Source organism: Amycolatopsis alba DSM 44262 (genome assembly GCF_000384215.1).
In the GTDB taxonomy this organism is placed as follows: domain Bacteria; phylum Actinomycetota; class Actinomycetes; order Mycobacteriales; family Pseudonocardiaceae; genus Amycolatopsis; species Amycolatopsis alba.
In genome coordinates this window covers 2,495,811-2,508,400 of record NZ_KB913032.1, presented here as the reverse complement: position 1 = coordinate 2,508,400, position 12,590 = coordinate 2,495,811, and the positions used below count along the sequence as shown (strand labels likewise).

Here is a 12,590-nt window from a genome sequence, read left to right as displayed (position 1 = left end):
GAGGAGACCCAGGAGCGATGACGGACGGACAGTTCACCAAGGGGCACTTGATCACATTGCTGATCAGTTCCGCGATCGGCGTGGGATTCGGGGCCGCCTGGTGGTTCTTCGGCGCCTCCTCCGTCTCCGGCGGATCGACGCCGCTGATCGTCGTGGGGGTCGCCGCGGTGCTGGGACTGGCGGGCTGGCTCGTGCTGACCGCCCGCCGTGGTGCCGGGCTGCCCGCGGGCGGCGGGCGAGAGGAAAGCCCGTTCGGCAGGCGATACGGAATCGCCGTCCTGCTCATGCTGGTGGGGATCTTCGCCGGAGCGAGAGTGTTCTCGGCGGTCTTCGAACTTCCCGAAGCCGTGCCCGCGTGGGTGCTCTTCGTGGTCGGCTTGCACTTCCTGCCGTTCGCGAAGTTGTTCGGCTCGCGGCGTTTCCTGGTGCTGAGCGCCGCGTTGTGCGGTGTCGCCGTGCTGGCCGCGGTGCTCGCGACCGCGGGCTGGACGGCGGCCTGGCAGCTCGTGCCCGGCTTCGGCGGTGCCGTGGTCCTCTGGGCGACCGTCGTCGCCGGGTTGCTCGCGACGGACCGTCAGGGAGCGACAAGCCCGGCTTCGTAGGCGAAGATCGTCAGCTGGACCCGGTTGTTCGCGTCGAGTTTCGCGAAGATCCGGGTGATGTGGGTCTTCACCGTCGCCTCGCTCAGGTGCAGTTCCGCGCCGATCTCGGCGTTGGTCCCGCCCTGGGCGACAGCGGTGACGATCTCCCGTTCACGTTCGGTCAGGGTGCTCAGCCCGGCCCGTGCCCGATGACGGCGAGGGCTCACCCGTGCCGCGACGAAATGCCCGATGAGTTTCCGCGTCGTCCGCGGGGACAACATCGCCTCACCCGCCGCGACCACGCGCACCGCGTCGATGATCTCCTGGGGAGAGCCCTCTTTCAGCAGGAACCCGCTGGCGCCCGCGCCGAGCGCGTCGAAGACGTACTCGTCGAGGTCGTAGGTGGTCAGCACGAGCACTTTCGGCGGATTGGGCAGCGCGGTGACGGCCGCGGTCGCCGCGAGCCCGTTCATCCGCCGCATCCTGATGTCCATCAGCACGATGTCGGGAGCGTGCATGGTCACCTTCGGCACGGCCTCGTCGCCGTCGCCCGCTTCCGCGACGACCCGGATGTCGTCCGTGCTGGACAGGATCATCGACAAACCGGTTCGCACGAGGGGGTCGTCATCGACGAGCAGCACTCGCAGTGGGCGCTGGTTCACCCAGCCAGGTTAGTGGTGTCCCCACGGTAGCCAAGCCCGAACGGCGAATGTGCGCTCTTCGGTGGGCCCGGCGCTGACGTTCCCGCCGATCAGGGTGACGCGTTCGCCGATCCCGGTCAGCCCGGCGCCCGCGCCCGGCGGCTTCCCCGCGGTGGGCGTCGCGGGCAGTGGATTGACGACTTCGACGGTGACCCCGCTTCCCGGCCCTCCTCGTACCGAAACCTCGGCCGCCGCGCCCGGCGCGTGTTTCAGGATGTTGGTCAGCGACTCCTGGACGATCCGGTACGCGGTCGTGCCGAGCAGTGCCGGCGCGCCGCCCGCGTCGTCGAGCAGGATCGTCACGTTGACCCCCAGCCCGGCCCGACGGGCGTTGGCGACCAGTTCGGGGATGTCCGCCAGCGTCGGCTGCGGTGGTTCGGGATGGGTGCCGCTCTCGCCGTTTTCGCCGAAACCCTGGCCGTCGCGGAGGACACCGATGACCTGCCGCAGATCTTCGAGCGACTGGCGTGCGGTCGTGCGGACGGTCTTCGCCGCTTCCGTCGTCGCCGGTCCCTTACCGACTTCGAGCGCGCCTGCTTGCAGGGACAGCAGGGAAAGCCGGTGCCCGAGGACGTCGTGCATCTCGCGCGCGATCCGGGTGCGTTCCGCGCGACGGGTCATTTCGGCGCGGAGTTCCTCTTCCTTGGCCTCACGGATCGCGAGCGTGTCCTGCATCCCGCGGACGACCCCGACGGTGAGCGGGACGGCCGTCATCACGACGGCGACCGTCAGCGTCCCCATCAGCTGCACGGCGGAGAACTGCTTGCCGACGATCTGGCCCGCGATGGTCACGTCGGGATGGCGGTTGGCGTCGCCGAACAGGGCCCATGCCGTGGCGAAGTAGACAAGTACGGACCCGATCCACATGAGACGGTCGCGGCGATGCGCGGCCAAGGCGGCGAGGGCGACCAACGCGGCCAGCGCGTCGGAACGGAAACAAAGTGGTGGTACGAGGGCGATGCCGAGGACGAGTTCCGGCCATTTGTGCCGCCAGCAGAGCATGACGGCCGCCGCGATCCCGGTGAAGAAGCCGAGCGTGGACCACCAAGTCGGATCGAACGATTTCGTCGCCGGAAGATAACCCTGGGCGCTGAAGACGAAAATGCTGCTGATCACGCACACCGCGACCGCCACCACGGTGAGCACCACCCCGAGCACACGCCTTGCCATGCGCTGAGCGTACGCAAGGTGGCTTGGTCTCCCGCATCAGCGGAATCGATCCTTCGAAGAGCGCGGATTACGACTTTCGTCGTACCGGGTTCACGCGCCGAGGACGACGCGGCGGCCTCGCGATCGCTGGTTGTATGCCGCCTCGTTCATCCCTTTGGAAAGGAAAACCCGTGACCCAGCAAACCCCCTACACGCCGGCCCCGCAAGCCCCCGGCGGCCCGATGCCACCCCGCAACGGCATCGGCGTCACGGGCTTCGTCCTCGGCCTGGTGGGGCTGGTCTTCTCCCCGATCCCGTTCGTCGGCGTCATCGCCTGGCCGCTGGTGGTCCTCGGCCTGATCTTCTCGATCATCGGGCTGATCCGCGTCAAGAACGGAAAGGCCTCCAACAAGGGGCTCTCCATCACCGGTATCGCGTTGTCCGCGCTCGGGCTCGTGGTCTGCGTGGTGTGGATCTTCGTGTTCAACGCGGCCGTCGACGAGGTCAACAACGAGATCAACCGCACCGCGAAGGTGTCCTACGAGATCACCGGCGACGCCACGAACGTCGAGGTCATCTACGGCGAGGTACTCAACCCCCTCACCGAAACGGTGCCGGCGCTGCCGTGGAACAAGGAAGTCGAGAACAAGGGCGTCTACAAGGGCGGGACGCTCACCGTCTCGACCGGCGAGACCGGCGGGTCGGTCACCTGCAAGATCACTGTCGACGGCGCGGTGGTTTCGACCAAGACCGCTTCCGGCGAGTTCGCCACGGCCGCCTGCACCGGAATGTGACGGCCGGACGGTGAAAGGCCTCCTTCGCCATTCTCGGGGTGGCGGGGAGGCCTTCGTGTTTCCGGCATGGTTCCGACGGGGCTCGCCAGGAGAAGACGACGGCGCGGCGCGTCCGCATCATTCGAAAGGGTGGAAACGGCGAGAGGACGGCACGGTGACTGACTTCCGGTACGTGATCAGGGATCTCACCACGGAGGGCGAACAGGTCGACGCCCTGGTGGCCGATCTGGACGACGCGGGATGGGATCTGCCCACGCCCGCGGTCGGCTGGTCGGTCAAGCACCAGATCGCGCATCTCTCCTTCATCTTCAAGATCGCCGGGCTGTCCGCGGCCGAGCCGCGGAAGTTCGCCGAACTCGCGAAGACCTCGATGGCGCGCGGCTTCGACGCCGCCGTCAACGCGGCACTGGACGACTACCTCGGCGACCCCAACGAGGTCCTGCTGACCCGATGGCGCGCCGAGCGCGACGCCGGCATCAAGGCACTCGCCGCGGTCCCGGCGGACCAGGTCGTGCCGTGGCTGGTCAACCCGCTGCCGCCGGCCATCCTGGCCTGCGCCGGGATGATGGAACTGTTCGCGCACGGCCAGGATGTCGCGGACGCGCTGGGCGTGCGCCCGGAGCGGACCGATCGGCTCGCGTACCTCGTCGGCTTCGCCGTCCGGGTGCGGGACTTCGGTTACGAAGCACGGAGCCTGACCCCGCCGGAGCAGGAGTTCCGCTTCGAAATCACCGCGCCGTCCGGGCAGCTGTGGACGTTCGGGCCCGAGGACTCCCGCCAGCGGGTCACCGGGAGCGCGGAGGACTTCTGCCTCCTGGTCACGCGGCGCCGTCACCGCGACGACCTCGACGTCCGTGCCGAAGGCGCCCTCGCGGACCACTGGCTGGACATCGCGCAGGCGTACCGCGGCCCTGCGGGACAGGGGCGCGCACCGGGGCAGTTCGACAGCTGAAAGCCGCGCCGCTTCCGCGATGATTAGGGCATCCTGGAAGTCGCGATCAACTCCGTCCGGTGCGATCGTCGATGGCACACGGGGTCTAGGAGGCGATCGTGGCACGGGTGTGGTTGATCAGGCACGGGGAAAGCGAGAGCAACGCGGGTCTTCCCGGCGGCGAACCGGGGGCGTCGGCGCTGACCGAACTCGGCAGACGGCAAGCCCTCGAAATCGTGGAATCACTGGCCGAACCGCCTCGGTTGATCGTGACGTCGCCGTTCTTACGGGCACGACAGACCGCCGAGCCGACGATCGAGCGGTTCCCCGGCGCGGAGCGTGAGGAGTGGCCTGTCCAGGAGTTCACCTTCCTCGGCGAACTCCATGGACAGGTCACCACCACCGCCACCCGCAAGCCCTATACGGAGGCCTACTGGGACCGGGCCGATCCGCACCACGCCGTGAACGGCGCGGAATCCTTCGCCGCTCTCTTCGACCGGACCCAGGAATTCCTGGCGCGGTTGGGAGAACGGGAGCCAGGGCCGATCGCCGTCTTCACGCACGGGCTCTTCATCCGCGCGGTCATGTGGTCACTGCTGACCGGGATCACCACCCCGGACAGTGAGGCCATGCGCGGATTCCGCACATTCGCCGACACCTATCCCGTGCCGAACGGCAACATCACCGAACTTCGGTACACGCCTGGCAAACGGATTCCGCGTGTGGTGGTCCCGCTCGCCTCCCGGTTCGCCGACCGCTAGGGCTTCAGCAGCAGCTGGAGCTCGTTCACCCCGGTCATGTGCGGGCTGGGGATGAACGACGGCGGAACCGCCGGATCGGTGCGCAGATGCGGGAACCGGTCCAGCAGGATGTTGAGCGCCGTCTTGCCTTCCAGCCTGGCGAGCGGGGCGCCGATGCAGAAATGGATCCCGCGGCCGAAGGCGAGATGCGGGTTGTGCGCCCTCGCCGGATCGAAGACGCCCGGATTCGTGAACGTACGCGGATCCCGGTTCGCCGCCGCGACCCAGGTGAACACCATGCTGTCCGCCGGGATCGTCCGGCCGCCCAGTTCGACCTCGGTCGTCGTGGCGCGGGCGACGAGGGCGAACGGGCTGAGGAAACGCAGTGATTCCTCGATGGTGGCGGGCAACAGCGAACGGTCCTCGCGGACGCGCCGGTACTCGTCCGGATGGGAATCCAGGCACAGCACCGTGTTCCCGAGCAGCATCGTGGTGGTGATGTGCCCGGCGAGCAACAGCACGTTCGCGAAGTTGACGACTTCGTTCTGTGTGAGTTTCACGCCGTCGACCTCGGCCTCGACGAGTTTGGTCAGCAGGTCCTCACGCGGGTTCTTCCGTCGATCGTCGACGTGCTCGCCCAGATAGTTGACGAGGTTCGTGATCTGCTCACGCGTTTCCTCGGCGGCTCTCTTGTCCTCCTCGCTCTGTTCGATGAGCGACCGTTTCTGGCTGTTGCGCAGCAGCGTGTCGACCCATTCCTTGAACAGGTCGCGATCGCTCGCCGGAATGCCGAGCAGCTCCGCGATGACGATCACCGGCAGCGGGTAAGCCAGGTGGGTCACCAGTTCCATCGAGTCCGCGCCGTCGACGGCGTCGAGGAGTTCGTTCGTCAACGCGGCGATCCGCGGCTCCAGGTCCGCGACGACCTTCGGCGTGAAGGCGTGGCTGACCAGCGTGCGCAGCTTCTTGTGATCCGGCGGATCCATCTGGAGCAGGTTGCCCTCGATGAACTGGTCCTTGTCCGGCGACATCTCCTTGGGGATCAGACGGGCGGTGTCGGAGGAGAACACCTTGGGATCGCTCAAAGTCTTCAGTGACTCGGCGTGGCCGTAGACGTTCCACGCGCCCGTTTCGGATTCGAAACCGACCGCTTCGTCCGGGAATTCACCTCGAAGCCAGAACTGGTCTTTGTGCACGCCCCAGTTTTCGGCGATCGTGGTCATGGCTTGCCCCCTTCTTCTCGTGGTGGAGGAGCTCGGATCACGCAGGCTCCTCGGTACCGTCCTTTCGGTAGATCCAGGCGTCATAGGACGAGATCAGGTCCCGGAACGCTTCGATCGCTTCGGCCGCGGCGGCGGCCAGATTCGCCGTGGACGGTGGCTCCGGCGGCTCGAACGCCGTCCGGATGATGTGCGCGAGAGCGTCGGCCTTCGCCTCGGGTGTGAGGCCGGTGCCGTCGGTGGTGAAGCTGTCCATCAGGTAGAACCCCAGCGCCGAGGCACGCAGGGAGAACAGCAGGTTCGGGATGTCGTCGCGCAGCAGACCCCGGTCGGTCATCGTCTTCAGATACCGCTCGGAGACGACGGCGTCCTGATCCTGCAAGGGATGTTTCTTCAACCGGCCCAGCAGTTCGGTGTTGCCGGTGATGAGCGCGCCGAGCAACGGATTGCGCTGGGTGAACAGGAACGCGGCCCGCTGGAACCGATGCGGGACCACTTCCGCCGGATCTTCGTCCAGCCGTTCGAGAAGGTTCTCGGCGGCCCGGAGGGATTCACGCAGGAGCAACGCGTGGAAGAGGTTTTCCTTGGTGGGCCAGTGCAGGTAGATCGTGCCCTTCCCGATGCCGGCCTGACTCGCGATGTCCTCGATGGTCACCTTGCGATAGCCCAGCCGCGACAGCAGGACGCCGGCCGCGTCGAGGATGCGATCGGCGCGGCCGGCGGTGCGGTCCGGACGTTCTGCCACGTGCGCTCCCAGTCTCTGACTTCATGACCAGATTTGCTTATCTGGTCATCTGGTCAGTCCGACGGTAGCGCCGAATGGACGGGACCGGCAAGGAACCAGACGGATTTTTAACGCAGGCGGTGGGCGAGCAGGAAGTTCCAGATGACCGGCGTCGCGTTGATGACGGTCGGGGTGGCGGAGTCGTTGTTCGGTGCCGTACTCGGCCAGACATGTCCCGCGCCCTCGATCCGGTAGTGCTGGAGCGAGCAACCGAGCCAGCGTTGGACGGTGACATCGGTCTTCGGCGAGTACTGGATCGGGCGGGAGAAGCAGCCGTTCCGGTCCGCCCACGCGGCGAGCCAGTCCGGCAGCGCAGGCAGGCCCTTGGCGGGATTCCCGGCGTAGGGGATCGTCGTGTCGGAGGTTCCGTGGAAGTCGAGAATCGGAGCGGGCCGCGACGGGTGGCACTCGCCGCCCTGCGGGTAGAACGCGCCGGCGACCGGGGCGAACGCCGCGATCCGGCCCGGCAGCCGACAGGCGAGGACACCGACGAACCCGCCGCCGTTCGATTTGCCCGTCGCGTAGATGCGACGGGAATCGACGCACAGTTCCCGCTGGAGCGTGTTCAGCAGATCACTGGTGAAGAGCACGTCGTCGGCGGCCGCCGAGTAGGGCGCGCCGGTCCATGCCGATTCGCCGTCGGTGCCCACAAGTCCTTGCGGGTAGACGGAAATCGCGTCATACGCGGAAAATCCGGATAGCTCCTCCTGATACTTCGACGTCCGCTTGTGTCCGTGGAACGACAACACCAGCGGGTACGGCCGAGATGGCTGGTACCGCGCGGGAACGTGCACCGTGTACTCGCGGACCAGGCCGCCGGACGCCACGGTCCGCAGTGTCGTCGTCCCGGCGGGAACCGGGGACGGACGGTGACAGCCGGTGGTCCGCACCGGATGATCGATCGGCGACGGCGCGGCCGACGCCGCCGGTGCGGCGAGCAGGCTCAGTCCGGCAGCGGTGGCGGCCGTCAGCGCGAGATGACGCAGGTACTTCGTGGGACCAGGCACGCGATCCTCCTTGATCGGGCGGCGGGGCGGTGATCAGGGTCACCCCCGGCTCGGGCCTGGTCAGCATTGTGTTCATTGAGTTTTCGGACCGCTTTTCTTGTCACCCCACCGGGCGACCCGTCAGACGGCCTCGCCCGGCAACCTCGCCGGAGCTCGCGGCCGGTCAGCCGCAGGCCTGTTTGGCCGCGAGCACCCGGTTCAAAGCCTCCTCGACGCGCGCGGCCGGGAGGGCGCCGGACGCAAGCGCTTGCTCCAGCGTCGTCAGCACCGTGTTGACGTTGCCTCCGGAGGACCACAACGCCTGATCCGCCCCTGCCTGCAAGGCCTTGAGCACCGCAGTCTGCAGCGGGTACTGCGACGTGATCGCCTTCATCGCCCCGAGATCGTCCGTGATCACCGGGCCATCGAACGCGTAGTCCTGCCGCAGCAGCCGGTACGCCGCCGAGGACAGGGTCGACGGCGCGCCGCCGGTCAAGTCGGGCACGTCCAGATGCCCGACCATGACGCCGACCTCGCCGTACTCGCCGATGTCGCGATACGGCACCAGGTCGACCTTTCGCAGCGAGGCCAGTGGTGGCGTCTGCACCAGTCCCTTGTGGGAGTCCCCGGTGGCGTGCCCGTGCCCAGGGAAGTGCTTCAGTACCGGCTGCACCCCGGCGTCCCGCAGGCCCTGCGCGAACGCCAAGACGTACTTGCGCGCTGTTTCCGGGGTCGCGCCGAACGACCGGTCACCGACGATGTCACGATCCGGTTGGTCGGTGATGTCGGCGTCGGGCGCGTAGTCGACGGTGACGCCGCGAGCCCGCATCTGTCGACCTCGTTCGGCGGCCTTCGCCCGTACCTGCGCCGGTGTCATGGTCGCGGCCATCTTCCGGGCACTGGGCATGGCGCCGTCGAGGTCGTCGATCCGCTGGACGCGGCCGCCTTCCTCGTCGATCGCCACCGACACCGGTACCTTCGCGGCCCGCTGCACCTCGTCCAGCGCGCGGTTCTGCAGCAGGGCCGTCTCGTTGCCGCCGAGGAAGATCCCGCCGACCTGCTGATCGCGCACCAGCTTCACCGCCGCTTGCGGGTCGCCGGCGTTCACGCCGACCACCATCAGCTGGGCCAGTCGTTGCCGGGGGCTCATCCCGGCGATGACGGCCTCGCAACCCGTGTCAGGCGCCTGCTCGGCCCTCGGTGACGGCGAGGGCGGGCTTGAGCTGGACGGGCTCGTAGTGGCGCCGATCCGCGGTGGGGGTGTGGTTCCCGCGGGCTGTGCCGATCCGGCCTGTTCGGCCGTCGTACCGCATTGCACGCTGGTGAGCAGAACGGTGACCGTTCCCAGGATGACGGTCAACCATCGCTTCGTCGTCTTCGGTCGCCCGGAGTTCATCGGCTCTTTTCGTTCGTCGTCCATGCCGACATCGACGGTAACCCCAGTTGCCCTTTAGTACGCGCCCGCGTGCCCTTTGGTACGTGCTCGCGTCAGCCTCACCTCCTTCCTGTTCGGTGTTCTCCTGCGTTGACCTGCTGTTCGCCCTTGACAAGCCGATCCGATGCGAACTACATTACCACATGGTTATGGAACCGCAAGGTTATCTACGGTCGCGCAGGCGCCGACCGGGCCGAACGTGAGAACTCGAATTCGTGAGAACTGAAAGGCGGGCGACGTTGCCGCAGGATCTGCTCGATGTCACCTTCGCGGCGCTCGCCGACCCCACCCGCCGCGCGATCCTCGCGCGGCTCTCGCACGGTGAAGCCACGGTGACGGAGCTGGCCGAGCCGTTCGCGATGAGCCAGCCCGCCATCTCCAAGCATCTGAAAGTGCTGGAGCGGGCGGGGCTGGTGGCGAGGGGGCGTGACGCCCAGCGTCGCCCTTGCCGGCTCGTGGCCACGCCGCTGAAGAACGCGAACGAATGGATCGGCGGGTACCGCCGGTACTGGGACGAGGCCTTCTCGAAGTTGGACCTCGTCCTCGAAGGAGAGACGCAACACCCGGAGCGCCGGGACGAGACCGATTGACCACCGCACGAGCGGAAAGGAACAGCACGATGGGACGCGCTCTCAGCGTGACGAAATCCGGCGATCTCGAGATCGTCATGACGAGGTCCTTCGGCGCGCCGAGGACGCTGGTGTTCGACGCGTGGACCAAACCGGAGCTGGTATGCCGTTGGTTCGGTCCGCACGGCTGTGAGGTCGTCGAATGCGAGATCGACCTGCGGGTCGGTGGCCGATGGCGCTACCGGCTGCGCCACGGCGGCGGGATGGAGATGCTGCTGCAGGGCGTCTACCAGGAGGTCAGCCGTCCGGAAAAGCTCGTCTCCCTCGAGACGAACGAGGACTGCGAGGCCTCGGAAGGGCAGGCCTTGGCGACTCTGACGCTGGTCGAACACGGCGGGGTCACCACGCTGACCCAGGTGGTGCGGTACGGCTCGAAGCGGATCCGGGACGCCGTGCTGGAATCCGGGATGGAGCGGGGGGTCGGCGAGGGCTTCGACAAGCTGGCCGAGGTCGTTGCCACACCGGCGAGGGTGTGAACTCGATGAACGCCATCAAGGACCGTTATCGCCTCCGAGCCGATCTCTTCGAGAGCAAGGTCGCCGCCGTCGAAGCCGGGCAGTGGGAGAGCAGGTCCCCGTGTGAGGAGTGGAGCGCCAGGGATGTCGTCGGGCACATCGTCGACATGCACGGCGCGATGCTGCGCCCCCTCGGGCGTGATCTCGGGCCGGCGCCTTCACTCAAGGAAGACCCGCTCGGGGCCTTCCAGTCGGCTCGGGCCGATGTCGAGGGCGTACTCGACGATCCTGAGCTCGCGGCCACCGAGCACGAGACCCCGGCGGGGAAGATGACCGCCGAGCAGCACATCGACCAGGTCGTCAGTGCCGACATGGTGGTCCATGGCTGGGACCTGGCTCGTGCCACCGGCCAGGACGACACGATCGATCCGGAGGAGGTCACCAGGATGTGGCCCGGTGCGCAGGCGATCCCTGATCAGATGAGGATCCCCGGCGCTTTCGGACCCGGCATCGTCGTCTTCGGTCCCGAAGTGAAGGTGCCCGAAGACGCGCCGTTGCAGGACAGGCTGCTCGGGCTGATGGGCCGCGACCCGAACGCGTGATCCGGGTCAGACGTGGATTCCCCGGTGTCGCCGGGCGGGCCGGGAAGGAACCGGCACCTCGGCGGTGTCGGTCCCCTTGGCCGCGGCCAGGACACGCTCCAGAACCGACAGAGAGGTGGTGAGCAAGGAGATCTGGTTCTGGATCCGGGTCTTGGCGATCTCCAGTTCGCCGGTCATCCCCGGCGAAGGCACCAAATGCGTGTGGTCCCCGGAAACACAAGGAAGGAGTTCCGCGATCTTGCCGCTGCACAACCCGGCCGAGTAGAAGAGCTGGATCTGCAGAACACGGGCGATGTCGTCTTCGGTGAAGGTCCGGTAGCCGTTGCCGCATCGATCGGGACGCAGCAGGCCTTCCGTTTCGTAGTACCGCAACGAACGGACGCTCACCCCTGTCCGTTCCGCCAGTTCGCCGATCCGCATGAGTCCACAGTAGTCGTGGAAACCCGAGGTTGACCGTGACGCCGGTGTCAGGGTTTAGCTTCGCGTTCATGAGGTTGCTCGAAGCATTCAGCGGCACCGCGATCCAGCTGCCGAACCGCATCGCGATGGCCCCGATGACCCGTGGCCGCGCCGATGACACGACAGGTGTGCCACATCCGAGGACGGCCGAGTACTACGCGCAACGCGCGAGCGCCGGCTTGATCGTGAGCGAGGGTGTCTGGGTCGACCGCACCGGCAAGAGCGGCCCAGGTATCCCAGGACTGGTGACCGAGCAGCAGACCTCGGCCTGGCGTGAGGTGACGAGGGCCGTGCACGAACAAGGCGGCCAGATCTTCGCGCAGCTCTGGCACGCGGGCAGGGTCAGCCATCCCGGCGTGACAGGCCGGACGCCGGTGGCGCCGTCAGCGGTCCGGCAGGCCGGGCGGATCTTCTCCGCCGAAGGCTGGACGGACACGGTCGAGCCCCGCGCGCTCAGTGAAGACGAGATCGGCGAGGTCGTCCAGGACTTCGCCGCGGCGGCACGCCGGGCCGTCGAAGCCGGGTTCGACGGCGTGGAACTCCACGGTGCCAACGGGTACCTCATCCAGGAGTTCCTCGCCGGCAACACCAACCGCAGGGCGGACCGATACGGCGGTTCCGTCACCGGCCGGCTCGCCTTCCCGCTCGAGGTGGTGGCGGCCGTCACCGACCAGATCGGCGCGGCCAGGGTCGCTCTGCGGATTTCGCCGGGCAACCCGGAGAACGACATCGTGGAAGACGATTGGAAGGAGGTGTACTCACGATTGCTCGCGGAACTACGCCGGTACGAGCTCGCATACCTGCACGTCATCGACACTCCCGACGCCGAGGCGTTGTCTCACCTGCGGCCGTTGTGGCCGGGGACGCTGGTCGCGAACCTGCGTTCCGAGGATCCGACCTCCTCAGGCGAGGGTGAGTCCTTGATCGAATCCGGGCTGGCCGACGTGGTCGCCTTCGGCAGGCTGTTCATCGCGAACCCGGACCTGCCCGCCCGATTCGCGCTTCAAGCTCCGCTCGCTCAGGCGGATCGCGACGTCTACTACGGCGCCCGGCTCGACGGCTACACCGATTTCCCGGCGTTCGAACCGGACTCGGCGAAATCCGCCTGTTCGGCGTGCAGCTGA

The 12,590-nt window shown here is 67.4% G+C and carries 15 protein-coding genes; 8 read left to right on the top strand and 7 right to left on the bottom strand.

The genetic code is table 11. From position 1 onward, the window contains the following. Positions 1–17 precede the first annotated feature (17 nt). Positions 18–602, top strand: a complete 585-nt coding sequence (locus tag AMYAL_RS0111730; RefSeq protein ID WP_020631497.1) for a hypothetical protein — start codon at positions 18–20, stop codon at positions 600–602. Here AMYAL_RS0111730 and AMYAL_RS0111725 read toward each other — a convergent pair. Together AMYAL_RS0111725 and AMYAL_RS0111720 are read right to left on the bottom strand one after the other, a co-directional pair. Continuing rightward, positions 575–1,222, bottom strand: coding sequence for a response regulator (locus AMYAL_RS0111725; protein WP_020631496.1), 648 nt, complete (start codon positions 1,220–1,222; stop codon positions 575–577). The two genes, AMYAL_RS0111730 and AMYAL_RS0111725, sit on opposite strands and share 28 nt — an antisense overlap. Positions 1,223–1,252: 30 nt before the next feature. Continuing rightward, complete coding sequence (locus AMYAL_RS0111720) at positions 1,253–2,452, bottom strand: sensor histidine kinase (RefSeq protein ID WP_020631495.1); 1,200 nt, start codon at positions 2,450–2,452, stop codon at positions 1,253–1,255. A gap of 221 nt (positions 2,453–2,673) precedes the next feature. Between AMYAL_RS0111720 and AMYAL_RS0111715 the strand changes: the two genes are divergently transcribed. The 3 genes from AMYAL_RS0111715 to AMYAL_RS0111705 all read left to right on the top strand — a co-directional run bounded on the left by AMYAL_RS0111715 (position 2,674) and on the right by AMYAL_RS0111705 (position 4,917). After that, positions 2,674–3,225 (top strand): DUF4190 domain-containing protein, encoded by a 552-nt coding sequence (locus AMYAL_RS0111715; protein ID WP_039795420.1) that lies wholly within the window; start codon positions 2,674–2,676, stop codon positions 3,223–3,225. A 154-nt stretch (positions 3,226–3,379) separates the two neighbouring features. Next, on the top strand, positions 3,380–4,177 hold the full coding sequence (locus tag AMYAL_RS0111710) for a TIGR03084 family metal-binding protein (protein WP_020631493.1): 798 nt from the start codon (positions 3,380–3,382) through the stop codon (positions 4,175–4,177). Between the two features lie 98 nt (positions 4,178–4,275). Further along, entirely contained in the window at positions 4,276–4,917 is a 642-nt protein-coding gene (locus AMYAL_RS0111705) for a histidine phosphatase family protein (protein ID WP_020631492.1), read from the top strand. Here the strand turns inward: AMYAL_RS0111705 and AMYAL_RS0111700 are convergent. The 4 genes from AMYAL_RS0111700 to AMYAL_RS0111685 all read right to left on the bottom strand — a co-directional run bounded on the left by AMYAL_RS0111700 (position 4,914) and on the right by AMYAL_RS0111685 (position 9,306). Then, positions 4,914–6,119, bottom strand: coding sequence for a cytochrome P450 (locus tag AMYAL_RS0111700; protein WP_020631491.1), 1,206 nt, complete (start codon positions 6,117–6,119; stop codon positions 4,914–4,916). The genes AMYAL_RS0111705 and AMYAL_RS0111700 overlap by 4 nt on opposite strands. Before the next feature lie 37 nt (positions 6,120–6,156). Further along, positions 6,157–6,861: a TetR/AcrR family transcriptional regulator gene (locus AMYAL_RS0111695; RefSeq protein WP_020631490.1), complete on the bottom strand. Its 705-nt coding sequence runs from the start codon at positions 6,859–6,861 to the stop codon at positions 6,157–6,159. A 107-nt stretch (positions 6,862–6,968) separates the two neighbouring features. Continuing rightward, on the bottom strand, positions 6,969–7,907 hold the full coding sequence (locus tag AMYAL_RS0111690; RefSeq protein WP_020631489.1) for a CE1 family esterase: 939 nt from the start codon (positions 7,905–7,907) through the stop codon (positions 6,969–6,971). Positions 7,908–8,070: 163 nt separating this feature from the next. Then, on the bottom strand, positions 8,071–9,306 hold the full coding sequence (locus AMYAL_RS0111685; RefSeq protein ID WP_026466978.1) for a glycoside hydrolase family 3 N-terminal domain-containing protein: 1,236 nt from the start codon (positions 9,304–9,306) through the stop codon (positions 8,071–8,073). A 254-nt stretch (positions 9,307–9,560) separates the two neighbouring features. Here AMYAL_RS0111685 and AMYAL_RS0111680 point away from each other — a divergent pair, with 254 nt between their 5' ends. From AMYAL_RS0111680 to AMYAL_RS0111670, 3 genes are read left to right on the top strand one after another with little or no spacing between them, the layout of a single operon-like run. Further along, positions 9,561–9,911: an ArsR/SmtB family transcription factor gene (locus tag AMYAL_RS0111680; RefSeq protein ID WP_020631487.1), complete on the top strand. Its 351-nt coding sequence runs from the start codon at positions 9,561–9,563 to the stop codon at positions 9,909–9,911. A gap of 29 nt (positions 9,912–9,940) precedes the next feature. Further along, entirely contained in the window at positions 9,941–10,426 is a 486-nt protein-coding gene (locus AMYAL_RS0111675) for an SRPBCC family protein (RefSeq protein WP_020631486.1), read from the top strand. Between the two features lie 5 nt (positions 10,427–10,431). After that, positions 10,432–11,007, top strand: coding sequence for a TIGR03086 family metal-binding protein (locus AMYAL_RS0111670; RefSeq protein WP_026466975.1), 576 nt, complete (start codon positions 10,432–10,434; stop codon positions 11,005–11,007). Between the two features lie 6 nt (positions 11,008–11,013). Here the strand turns inward: AMYAL_RS0111670 and AMYAL_RS0111665 are convergent, their stop codons facing one another. Then, entirely contained in the window at positions 11,014–11,427 is a 414-nt protein-coding gene (locus AMYAL_RS0111665; RefSeq protein ID WP_020631484.1) for a MerR family transcriptional regulator, read from the bottom strand. A gap of 68 nt (positions 11,428–11,495) precedes the next feature. On the opposite strand from AMYAL_RS0111665, the gene AMYAL_RS0111660 reads away from it, so the two are divergent. Then, positions 11,496–12,590, top strand: a complete 1,095-nt coding sequence (locus tag AMYAL_RS0111660) for an alkene reductase (RefSeq protein WP_020631483.1) — start codon at positions 11,496–11,498, stop codon at positions 12,588–12,590.